This is a genomic window from Mycoplasma sp. 3392 (genome assembly GCF_053851755.1).
The window spans coordinates 290,669-302,803 of sequence record NZ_JBSQBF010000001.1; the positions used below are offsets into that span (position 1 = coordinate 290,669).

The following is a 12,135-nucleotide window of genomic DNA, read 5'->3' on the forward strand; positions in this document are numbered from 1 at the left end:
TTCTATTGAATATAAAAGTTAAAAAATTAATTTTTCAATGCTTAAATGGGAGAAAAATTGCTTTTTTGAGAGATTTAAAAAGCAATAAAAAAACTAGGACAACCTAGTTTTCACTTTGTACTTGTTTTGCAGTTGTAATTTTTTCAATTTCGTGGTTGACATTTCTTTTTCAGTCATTTCTGTGTTGTACGACTTCGTAAATTGCTAGCCTTACTAGGTCTCAACAATAGAAAATAAAGTATGCTCAAGCAATAGAAATGTTTGTGTGTGGCACTATTGCAAAACGAATAATAATTAAGAATATGAATTGAGATCATTGTGCTACCAAAGTAGTCAAACTACTCAAGTTTGAACGCCCACCACTAGCTATTAGTGCATTAGTTGTGTAGAATCAAGCTCATAGTGGATTAACTAAAGCAACTGTCAATAAAGTTCAACAAATCAAATTACTATTTACATTTTTTGCATAGTTACTCATTGCTGTGATTAATGCATCTTTATCTGTGTTAGTTCAATCATATAATGAGTAAAATTTACTTCCTTGAAGATCATTTTGAATTGTTGAAAAGTCTTTATCTTTGTATAGTGTTTGAACCTTTTCAGCTATTCCACCAGACAACATTTCAGTTTGATAAATAATAAATACAAATATCAATAATATTAATGAAAATAAAGCACCCGCTGTAGCATGGAATCCTTTTAAGGCATGAGCATGTTTATCTGCTTCATCAAAATCATTTTTTCCTAGATTTGATGCAACAAATACACTGACATTAGCCCCACAGGCGACTGTCACTGCTCCAAAAACAGTGGAAATACTTTCTGTTAGTGAAAGCACAGCAGCAGCATTCATATTCATTCATTTTTCGCCTACTCTGCCAGGTATAAATCCATCGTTTCAAATCGGCATTCGCAATGGAATAACAATCATTCCCGCTATTGCAATACCAAATGAAAAACCTCTCTTAAAAAATAAAACTGTAATTTCGCGACTTATTTTAAATAGGTTTTTAACTTTTATTACAATCTCTTTTCTTTTTCTACTCATTCAAAAATTATCCAAAAAGATTGAAATAAAGACCGAAGCAATTGTTCCATAAGCAGCGGAATAAGCTCCTAATTTAAAACCATAGATACAAATAGCATTAATTGTTGCATTGATAGACAAGTTTAAACAAGCAGTAAAGAAAGCATATTTTGAGTGTCCTGTCTCATTCAAAAGTCCATTAGTATTTCAAGCAACTGCCAACAATATTCAACAAATAGCAATCAAGCGGATGTAACTTACTCCGGTGTTAACTGCAGGTTCATCATCTCTTCCAATCAACCGAATCATTTCAGCCGGCATCGACCAAGCACAGATTGCGAAAATTACTCCAATTGACACATAGGTTCAAATTCTTAAAGCCATTATTTGATTAATTTTTGAATACTGTTTACTTCCATAAAATTGTCCTACTAACATTCCGACAATCATATTAATGGTAATGAAAATAGTTGTTACTATTCCTGATCACGTATTAGCATAGGAAAGCGCTGTTGTTCCATTTTCGATTGGAGCAACCATGAAATTATCAATAAAAGAGGTTAAAGAAAAAACTAACTCTGCCACGACTACTGGTAGAGTGTTTTTTAAATATCTTAGTCAATCTTGTTTCGAAGCAGGAAAATGTCTTCGAATAATATTTCTTCTCTTAGTGATTTTCTCCATACTTAAAGTATTGTAACAAAAAAAGCCAGTTTTTGACACTGGCTTAGTTGTTGTCTAGATGTCCCAAATTTTTTCTTTCAGTTCCTTTATCGTCATTGAGTCTTCCAACTGAAATTGATTCAACAATTTTAAAAATTCTTTTTTATGATTCAACAATTTTATCATTTCATCAATATCGTCTCTGCGTTCATCAATTCAGAACATTTTTAAAACATCATCTTTTGAATATTGTTTTAATTCTTTTAGAACTGTTTGTCGACTAATTTCCAGGTTGTATCTTTTAAAGGGGATTTTTCTTTGTTTTTGCATACAAAATAACAAGCATCCCACAAAGCTAGCTAGTGAGCCATCATGGACAAATTTATTTTCTAAAACATTATTTTTAGTATTTGAAAGAATCGCATTTCTTACTTCAGTAAAGTATGGCTGATTAAAATCTTTGTGAGTTATTAAGTCAAGCGAGACAGTTGCATGTGATAAGAGCGGTTTTACTTCATTATTAGGGAAAAGTTCTTTAATTATTTTCTTTTCCAATACTGGGTTGTGACCAACGAAAATAACTTCACTCATTTTTATTGTGTTATCGATGCGGTTAATATCTCTGATTATTGCTTCACGCATTACTTTCATATAATCAGATTTTTTGAAGTCATTTACAAATGTATGAGTTTTTATCACATTAAAATTATTTTTTATTCCCAAAGTATAACAATATGGAGTTCCACTTTTTAGACCAATCATTTTAGCAAAAGGATTAGTTATTGCCTCAAAATCGATATATATTTCAGTTTTTTTGTGATTACTTGACTCTTTTTTCATAACTTTAAATTTTACTTACTTTTAAATAAACATTGTAATTTTGAACCTATTTTTAAAAAAGAATATAATAAGCATTATGAAAAAGAATTCATCAAACAATGTATCAGAAGTAAACACAAAGAAAAGTCCAAAACAAACTTTGAAATTAATATTATCAATTTTATTACCTTTATTTGTTGTTGTGGTCTTTATTGCTCTTTTAAGTTTTTTACCCAACGCTAACAGTTAGAAGTTTTAGAAAAAAGTACTTGTTGTGAGTACTTTTTTTGATACCTCTTGACTTTAATTTAGGCATTTAATATAATTTAAGTGAAAGAAAAAACATTTAAGGAAGCAAAAAAATGTCTGCAAAAATGAAAGCATTTGTGGTGCGTTCACCACGTCAATGAAGTGTTGAGGAAGTTGATATTCCTGAACCAAAAGAAAAAGAAGTTTTAATTAAAATGGAAACTAGTGGTATTTGTCATACTGACTTACATGCTGCTAATTTCGATTGATTAGTACAACCAAAATATCCACTAATTCCAGGACATGAAGGAATTGGTATTGTAACAAAATTGGGTCCTGGATGCACCCACTTAAAAATAGGAGACAGAGTTTGTTTAGCATGGTTACATGATGCATGTGGACACTGTGAATACTGTTTAACAGGTAAAGAAACTCTATGTCCTAACCAAAATATGTCTGCATATACAAAAGATGGATCATTTGCTGAATATGCAATCGGTCATGAAGACTATGTAGGAAAAGTTCCTGCAAATCTAGATATCATCACAGGTGCTCCAGTTGTTTGTGCTGGTGTTACAACATATAAAGCAGTAAAACAAGCAAAATTAAAACCTGGTGAATATGTAGCAGTTATCGGGGTTGGTGGACTAGGTCAAATGGCAATTCAATATGCCAAAGCAATGGGATATCGTCCTATTGGAATTGACTTATCGGATGACAAGGTAGAACTAGCATTAAAATCTGGTGCTGAATATGCATTCAACTCTAAGAAAGTAAATGCAGTAAAAGAAATTTTAGAAGTTACTGATGGTGGAGTTCATGCGGTAATCAACACATCAGTATCAACAAAAGCTGCTTACGAAGGAATGGAAATGTTACGTCGTGGTGGAAGACAAGTTTTAGTGGGTCTTCCAGCTAAAGACAACTTAGGAAAAGATGAGTTCCCTGTTTCTGTCTTCTGAACTGTATTATTTGAAAGAGAATTAGCAGGTTCAATAGTAGGAACAAGAAAAGATCTACAAGAAGCTCTTGATTATGCTGCAAGAGGATTAGTAAAAAGTGAAGTTACAAAAACTGTTAGCCTAGAAGAAGTTGCTGATATTTTCGAAAAATTGGAAAAAGGTGAGTTCTTAGGAAGAGCAGTTATTGACTTCAAAAAATAAGTTAATAAAAAAGTTCAGGCGCAAGGGCTTGAACTTTTTTTGATAATTAACGGTTGTAGAACTCAACGATTAGTGATTCGTTAATGTCTTTATTTAATTCATTTCTTTCAGGTAAACGAGTGAAAGTTGCTTTGAAGTCTTCTCTTTTTACTCATTCAGCAACAGCTCTTTGTTCCATAGCTTCTTTAATTTCTGAGTTATTTCTTGATTTTTCTTTTAATTCAATAACTGAATTTACTGATACTAACATTGAAGGAATGTCAGCCTTGTGTCCGTCTAGTGTGAAGTGTCCGTGGTTTACTAATTGACGAGCTTGTGCTCTTGTTTTAGCAAATCCTGCACGGTATACTAAGTTATCTAGACGTGATTCTAGAGTTTGTAGGAAATTTGTTCCTGTAACCCCTGATTTTTTAGAAGCTTTAACGAAAGTATTGTGGAATTGTCTTTCATTTAGACCATACATGTAACGAACTTTTTGTTTTTCGTATAAGTGTAGTCCATAGTCAGTTAATTTTGCACGTTTTTGTCCGTGTTGTCCTGGAGCGTATTTTCTTTGTTTTCCTTTTGCAAATTCTTTATCGTTTTCTAGTAATGAAAATCCGTAACGACGTGATTTTTTAAATAAAGATCCTCTAAATCTTGACATATTTTAATCCTTTCCGCAAGGACACAAAAACTCTTTATAAATGTTTTTTATTTAATGATTTCGGTTTTGACAGCTTACTTACTTTCAAATCTACACGAATTCAAAACAGTTTTATAAATGTTTTATTGCTGTATCAATGCTTTATATATTGTACACTAATTTATTTAAATCAATTAAATACTATATTTACTATTATTTCCCCGTTTTTCTTTTATAACTTGTTTGCTGTTATAAAATTTAATAAAATGAGTATGGACAATCAGACAACGTTAAAAATTTTTATAGTTTTTCTTTTAATTTTATCTTTTGCAGCTCTTGTTATGGCAATAGCTGTTTATGTTTATTTTTACTTTCAGGTTTATCTAAATCAATATTTTCAAAAGCAAAAAAAATGGCTTAGTGACATCAATGCTAAACACTCGAAGACAAATGAAATGCTAGAAACATACTCAAAAAGCAGCCAAAAATATGAAAAAACTTATGAAGTCTTTTTAAGAAATTTCTACCAATTTGTTTCACTTAAAGACAAAATTTCTTTTAATATGACAAAAGTTTTAATTTTGATCAATAAGAATGCAAATAAGATTTTCAAAGAAAGAATAAAAAATTTCAAAAAAATTCACGATGAGTCAAAAGCACTGAAAAAAATGATTCGTGAAATAAAAGTTTTAAGCAAAAGACTGACACACTACACAAAAGAAAAAACATCAGAGACGCAATTGGTATTAACAAGATACCAAAAAGTACTGTATGCTAACTCAGAAATTTCTTCAATAATAGTCCAACAAAGCGATAAACTTACCTTTTTTAAGGCAGAACTAGAATTACTTGCTAAAAAATGAAAAAAAGAAGTTTCATATTTTTCAGAAGACAAGCATTTAAATAATGTAGAACAACAAAATAATTTCAAACTTGAAAAATTAAATTCTATAGTTCAAAACTTATGTCTAATAGTTGGTGAAGGTAAAAAAAGCTTAGATTTTTACAACATGAAGATTCGAACATATGATGAGCGAAGATTAACATACATCATGCAAAACTACGATGTATTTGAAAAATTGTATCAGGAGCAAAAATTAGAAAAAAAAATTTATGCAATAAGAGCAAAAAATAAAGAGATAGAAAAGCTTTTTAGTCAACAAGATTATGTAGCAAATCGTGAAAGAATTCAAACATTACTAAAAGATAATTTCTTACTCATGTCAGAGTTTTCAGCTATTCTTAATTTTGAAAATTCTGCACGTAACTATTTCGAAGAACAAAGTTTTAGTTTAGAACAAATAAACCAAACGATATCAGAGTTAAATAAACGTTTTTTCACACTACAAGAAGATATAAAAGTTTATAAGTTAGATTCAAATTTCTCACACACCAAAATCAAAAAAATAAATCAAATCATGAAAACTAATTTCTACGAAGCAATAGATTTTCTACTGTCTGATAAAACAATTTCTTCTACTCTTCGTTTTAAAAGACTAGAAGAATTTTTAAAGAAATTAGATCAAGCAGACAGGCTTTTATTAGAAATTGATAACGAATTAGAACAACTAAAACAAATTTTAAATACATTCAGTGATTTAGAAAAAAAAGTGATGCAATTATCATTCGAGTGACAAAGCAGTGAAATAGTAATGAATCCACAGCGTAACTTTTATCTCGAAGCAGTCTATAAACAACAAAATAGAATTCAGAATGCATTAGAACAAAATTTAGTGAATTTTGATCAACTTAAAAACGAAATAGAGCTTTTTGAAATTCTGGTTAATGGATTAGATGTTGAAAATTTAGTAACAAAGGATGCTAATGATGTTTTCTATGTGATTAGTAATCACCTAAATAGATATCGATCTCATAAAGAAAATATTGCAGCAATGCTAAACGTTGCAACAGTTGAAAACAATTCAGGAAAGTATGTTAAAGCTTTAGAAACAATCAAAGAATTCTTAGCAAAAGGAGAAAACTAATGGAAAAGAAAATCTTACTACGTTATGGTGAATTAACACTAAAAGGTAAAAACAGAGAAAGTTTTATTAAAAAGTTACGTCAAAATTTAGAAAATATCATGGAAGGTGAAGTGGTTTGTAAGTTTGACAGGGGATATTTAGAATATAGCCAGAAAAACATTGAAAACCTAGCATATATTTTTGGTCTTTCAAGCTATAGTGTTATAACTATCACTGCTAACGATTTTGAATCTATTCAGCAAGCGATTTTAGAAGAGTTAAAGGACAAAAACTTTGAAACTTTCAAAGTGGATACCAAGCGTTCAAACAAAAACTATCCATTAACTTCAAGTGAAGTGAGTCAAAAAATAGGTGGTTTTGTGTTAAAAAACACTGAAAATAAAAAAGTAGCAATGTACAATCCTGATTTAACTATTTTTCTTGAGTTAAGAGGGGATAATTGTTATGTTTTTTCAAATTGACATCAAACAAGAGGTGGAATGCCAGTTGGTATAACTGGAAAAACGTTGCACTTGATAAGTGGTGGGATTGATTCTCCTGTTGCTGCCAACTTGTTACAAAAACGTGGTCTTGTTGTTGATTATTTAAACTTTATTACTCCGCCGCACACAGATGAAAATACAACACGTAAAGTAGAAGAAATCATTCAACAACTCACAAAATTCCAAAGTCATGCAACTTTATTTCAAGTAAATTACACAAAAATAATGAACTATATTGCACTTATAAGCCAACAAAAGTACAAAATTACATTGATGCGTCGTAGTTTCTATCGTATTGCTTCACAAATTGCCAACAAATATAATTACCTATCACTTTCAAATGGAGAAAATATAGCTCAAGTTGCTAGCCAAACATTGGAAAGCATGGCTGTTATTAATGAAGTAACAAATATGCCTATTTTTCGCCCATTACTAACTTTTGATAAACTGGAAACAATTAAAATTGCTCAAGAAATTCACACACTTGAAATTAGTAATCAAAAAGCATGCGAAACTTGTGAACTTTTTGCACCAAAAGAACCAGTGACCAAACCACAACTAAATGATGTTCTTAGAGTGGAACAAGAATTGCCATTACTTGCCCAACTTGAACAAGAAGCAGTTGAAACAGTATCGATTTTCAAGTTCAAAAATACTTTAAATGAAACTAATTAATCTTCATACGAACACAACTTTTTCTTTTTTAGAATCAACAATCGAACTAGACAAATTGCTTCAATGAGCTCAAGAAAACGAATTGGATACTGTTGCAGTAACAGAGCACAACAACATGCTAAGTTATGCAAGTTTTTACACTAAAGCTCACAAATTGGGTATTAACACAATTTACGGGATTGATTTAGATGTAACAGTCGAATCAACTGTTTATCGTTTTATTTTATTAGCAAAAAACTTTTTTGGATTGCAAGAATTATTTGCAATCAATTTTGACTTTTTCAAAAACCATAAAGTAGATTTAGAACAAATTCTAAAAGCTAAAAACATTATCATTATTGACCACCCAACTAAAGGTTTTTTTGTGTCAAATAACTCAGTCTTACTGAAAAAAGAAAATTTTTATACTGGACTAACCGCGGATCTAGCAGAAAAAATTGATATCGATTTTGATAAAAACAATTTTTTATTAGTTAATGAAAACCGATGTTTTGACAGTTTCGAATCTAAAACCCTTTCAACTTTAAATTGAATTAAAACACAAGAGCACGAAAATAAATTAGCCACCGGAATATACACAAGTTTTGAAAATCCGAGCCCAAGAATGGCTCAATTAATTGAGAAAACTAACAATCTCGCCAAACAATTGGTTGTTAAAATTGAGCACAGTAAATTCAAAATGCCAGTCTATCCAAATCCCGACAATGTTTCAAGTACTGAATATTTAAAGAAAATAATTCTTGAAAATATAGATTGAAAATTGAAAGGTAAACAATCACTTTACAACACATACAAAGCCAGAATCAAATATGAACTAGATGTCATCGAATCATTAGGTTATTGCGACTACTTTTTGATTATTTGAGATTTTATTAAATGAGCTAAAGAAAATAATATTTCAACAGGACCCGGAAGAGGTTCGGCAGCTGGATCATTGATTTCATATTTAATGGATATAACTCAAATGGACCCCATTGAATACGGTTTACTTTTTGAACGTTTTTTGAATCCAAAAAGAATTTCATTGCCCGATATTGATATAGACGTTCAAGATGATAAAAGACAAGAACTAATTGATTATTTAATTAGAAAATATGGAACCGAAAATGTTGCTACTATTGTAACTTTCTCAACACTTGGAGTTAAATCATCAATGCGTGATGTTGCAAGAAGTTATTCAGTCCCTATTCCACAAATTGATTCATTAGCAAGAAAAATTCCTTCCACAGCAATTACATTGCAAGAAGCTTATGACGAAAGCTTCAGCTTTCGAACTGAACTTAACAAATATATTAACAATCAAACAGGCAATAATGACTTGATGGAAGCATATGAAGAAGCATGTCAAATTCAAGGTTTTTATCGTCAAAGTGGTACTCACGCAGCTGGAATTGTCATTAGCCAGGACAAAGTTGCAAATAAAATACCAGTAATGCTTGATAGTCAAGATCACCTACAAACACAACTTTCAATGGATTATCTAGAAGATTTCGGACTACTGAAAATTGATATTTTAGGTTTAAGAACATTGACAATCATTAATGAAATTTTGATGCAAGTTTGAAAAATTAATCCTGACTTTGACATTAATAAAATTGATGTTAATGACAAAGAAACATTCCGACTTCTTTCGGAGGCAAGAACTGCCGGAATTTTTCAACTTGAAAGCCCTGGTATGCGTTCAACATTATTGAAAGTTAAGGTTGATCATTTCAATGATATAGCGGCTATCATTTCACTTTTCAGACCAGGCACTGCACAATATATAGATCTTTATGCAAAAAGAAAAAATGGTCTTGAAATTATTAAGAAAAAAGATCCAGTTTATGACGAAATTATGGCTTCTACTTACGGAATAATGATTTATCAAGAACAAATTTTGCAACTGGTGCAAAAAATTTCAAACATGGATTATGCTGAGGCAGATTTATTGCGTAGAGCAATCTCAAAGAAAAAGATTGAAGAATTTGAAGAATTTAAAGCTATTTTTGTAGAAAAATCAGTCCAAAATGGCTATAGCGAACAATTTGCACTTGACATTTTTAAAGATATTGAGAAATTTGCAGGATATGGTTTTAACAAATCTCATGCTGTTAGTTATTCACTGATAAGTTATCGTATGGCTTATTTAAAAGCTCATTTTCCGCTGGAATTTTACTCAGCTATTATCTCTTCAAGCATTAATTCCTTAGAGGATATGAATAAATATTGTCTCGAAGCACAAGACTTAGGAATAAGAATTTATAGCCCTTCTTTAAATCATAGTTCAAACATTTCAGTAATTGATCGTGAAAAAAATGCCATTTATCTTCCTTTTGCAATGATTAAAGGTTTAGGTAAGGTAACTGAACGCGACATTATCCTAAAAAGACAAGAAAGAGGCGAATTCAAAAACTTATTGGAAGCCATTTTGTGTCTAAGAGAAGCAGGAATCGGTGAGGAAAAAATCAAACTTTTGGTTAAAGCTGGAGTTTTTAGAGATTTCGGCAATCAAACAATGATTTTAAATAATCTAGAAAATAGTAGTGAGTTAAAGTTTGAAATTGCGAATGCCTTTGATGCCAGAAACAAAAAAGTCTTTTGGGACAAAATTGATTGGAATATTAACTTGTTACACTACAAGCAAGATATTGACCAAGAAATGATTAATGAAATTACTTATTTAGGAAGAACCTATAATGTTAGTCCAACTATTGGCTATGAAAATAAAAATTGTAAAATAATAGACATTCATCGGGGAACTCAACATGTTGTCGCTGCTTATGTCAAAGATGCAGTAGTAAAAATAACTAAAACCAATAAACCGTATACACATGTTGTATTATTAGACTCTAGTGCGACAATTGATGTAAGAATTTGAAAAGAATCTGACATAGTTAATGCTAAAAATAAAGTCATTTATGCAACTTTAACAAAGAAAATGAATGGTGATTGAGTTCTTGGAAAATGAGAGGAGAAACATCGTGAAGAATAAAAGAATTGTTGTTGTTGATGGGACATATTTGATGTTTAAGTCATATTATGGAACATTGTATTCAAATCAAAGATTAGAAACATCAACAGGAATTAAAACTAATGCTTTAGTTGGCTTTTTCAATACTGTTTTTAAATTAAACAATTTGTATCAACCTGACCACATTTACTTTTGTTTCGATGCCTATGGAAAAACTTTTCGCCATGAAGAATATTCAGAATATAAAGGACAAAGACCAAAAGCTCCTGAAGATTTTTACACTCAGCTTGTATTAATTAAAGAACTTTTAACCAACCTTAACATTCCTACGTTTGAATATTTAGGCTTTGAGGCTGATGATATTGTTGCTACAATTACAAACCAGACAAAAAACGAAAATTATGTGCTAATTTTTTCAGCAGACCAGGACTTAAATCAATTAATCGACAAATCGGTAGCAATTTTGAAGCCAAAAAACCGTGATTTAGTTGTTATAAATAATAAGAATTTTTATGAAACTTATGGATTCAATCCTTGACAAGTCACTGATTATAAAGCAATAGTTGGTGATTCGAGCGATAACATTAAAGGAATCAAAGGTGTAGGACCTAAAACTGCATGTAAGCTGTTAGAAAAATATGAATCAGTTGAAAACATTTACAGTAATATCGAAAATTTAGATGCCAAAATGAAAACTAAATTCATTGAAGATAAAGAATTAGTTTTCAAAAACAAATTCCTTACCCATCTTCGTGATGATGTTCCAATTGATTTTAAAAAATTAGAGGCTGAATTTTTGGACTTGCGTATTTCTCCTAAAGCACATGAAATTTTAGAAGAATTAGAACTTAAACAAATTTATCACCGCCTGAAAGATTTGGAGTCAAACTAATGATCGCGATTATTGGAAAAAGTGGTGTGGGAAAAACGACAATTCTCAACATTCTGGAAGCGAAGGGTTTTAGAACTTTTAATGCTGATATTTACGTGAAAAATCTCTATAAAAAAGGTGGTTTAGGTTATAAAAAAATGCAAGAAAAATGGGGTAATTTATACATAAATAATGAAGGGGTTGACAAAAATGCCTTGAGAGCAAGGCTTATTGAAGATCCAAACTTTATAAATGAGGTTGAAAAGCTTATTTACCCCTTGATTGAAGAACACTTAAAATTCAATTATTATGACTTCGCAGAGGTGCCAAATTTGTACTCTCCTAATGGAAATTTTGTGGGACTTTTTGACAAAATAGTCAGAATTGAAATGGACGAAAAATATAGACAAAAAAATTTACAAAAAAGAAATGTAAATAAATCTCAAAAAGCGGTGATTGATACTTTAAATAAGGGCTTTTTTGAGAAAAATGTTGTCAATATCAAGTGTAAAAAAGTTACTACAAAAAGGTTTTTTGACAATCTTATGGAAATTTATTTTGCTGCTTTTTAAAATATTGTTACTCTTCAGTGATGAAGGGTCAAAAGTTAAAACAATATTAAT

At 30.5% G+C, this 12,135-nt stretch carries 10 protein-coding genes; 7 read left to right on the forward strand and 3 right to left on the reverse strand.

What is annotated here, in order from left to right:
- Nucleotides 1-103: 103 nt before the first annotated feature.
- Both ACWXVV_RS01175 and ACWXVV_RS01180 read right to left on the reverse strand, forming a co-directional pair.
- Nucleotides 104-1,711 carry an MATE family efflux transporter gene (locus ACWXVV_RS01175; RefSeq protein ID WP_455984548.1) on the reverse strand — a complete coding sequence of 536 codons (1,608 nt, stop codon included), beginning with the start codon at nt 1,709-1,711 and terminating at the stop codon, nt 104-106.
- Nucleotides 1,712-1,765: 54 nt separating this feature from the next.
- Nucleotides 1,766-2,530, reverse strand: coding sequence for a hypothetical protein (locus tag ACWXVV_RS01180; RefSeq protein WP_438341418.1), 765 nt, complete (start codon nt 2,528-2,530; stop codon nt 1,766-1,768).
- Nucleotides 2,531-2,606: 76 nt separating this feature from the next.
- On the opposite strand from ACWXVV_RS01180, the gene ACWXVV_RS01185 reads away from it, so the two are divergent.
- Complete coding sequence (locus tag ACWXVV_RS01185) at nt 2,607-2,759, forward strand: hypothetical protein (protein ID WP_455967704.1); 153 nt, start codon at nt 2,607-2,609, stop codon at nt 2,757-2,759.
- Between the two features lie 112 nt (nt 2,760-2,871).
- Complete coding sequence (gene adhP / locus ACWXVV_RS01190) at nt 2,872-3,921, forward strand: alcohol dehydrogenase AdhP (RefSeq protein WP_455967705.1); 1,050 nt, start codon at nt 2,872-2,874, stop codon at nt 3,919-3,921.
- 46 nt (nt 3,922-3,967) lie between these two features.
- Here the strand turns inward: adhP and rpsD are convergent, their stop codons facing one another.
- Nucleotides 3,968-4,567 carry a 30S ribosomal protein S4 gene (rpsD, locus tag ACWXVV_RS01195; RefSeq protein WP_438341415.1) on the reverse strand — a complete coding sequence of 200 codons (600 nt, stop codon included), beginning with the start codon at nt 4,565-4,567 and terminating at the stop codon, nt 3,968-3,970.
- Nucleotides 4,568-4,818: 251 nt separating this feature from the next.
- Here rpsD and ACWXVV_RS01200 point away from each other — a divergent pair, with 251 nt between their 5' ends.
- From ACWXVV_RS01200 to coaE, 5 genes are read left to right on the forward strand one after another with little or no spacing between them, the layout of a single operon-like run.
- Nucleotides 4,819-6,531, forward strand: coding sequence for a hypothetical protein (locus ACWXVV_RS01200; RefSeq protein WP_455984547.1), 1,713 nt, complete (start codon nt 4,819-4,821; stop codon nt 6,529-6,531).
- The gene (gene thiI, locus ACWXVV_RS01205; RefSeq protein WP_455984546.1) at nt 6,531-7,688 is read left to right on the forward strand and encodes a tRNA uracil 4-sulfurtransferase ThiI; all 1,158 of its coding nucleotides are present in this window, start codon (nt 6,531-6,533) and stop codon (nt 7,686-7,688) included. The genes ACWXVV_RS01200 and thiI overlap by 1 nt, the downstream gene beginning before the upstream one ends.
- Nucleotides 7,675-10,662: a DNA polymerase III subunit alpha gene (gene dnaE, locus ACWXVV_RS01210; RefSeq protein ID WP_455984544.1), complete on the forward strand. Its 2,988-nt coding sequence runs from the start codon at nt 7,675-7,677 to the stop codon at nt 10,660-10,662. The genes thiI and dnaE overlap by 14 nt, the downstream gene beginning before the upstream one ends.
- Nucleotides 10,652-11,533, forward strand: coding sequence for a 5'-3' exonuclease (locus tag ACWXVV_RS01215; protein ID WP_455984543.1), 882 nt, complete (start codon nt 10,652-10,654; stop codon nt 11,531-11,533). Before dnaE ends, ACWXVV_RS01215 begins: the two co-directional genes overlap by 11 nt.
- Nucleotides 11,533-12,084: a dephospho-CoA kinase gene (gene coaE / locus ACWXVV_RS01220; RefSeq protein WP_438341410.1), complete on the forward strand. Its 552-nt coding sequence runs from the start codon at nt 11,533-11,535 to the stop codon at nt 12,082-12,084. The genes ACWXVV_RS01215 and coaE overlap by 1 nt, the downstream gene beginning before the upstream one ends.
- The last annotated feature ends 51 nt before the right edge of the window (nt 12,085-12,135 follow it).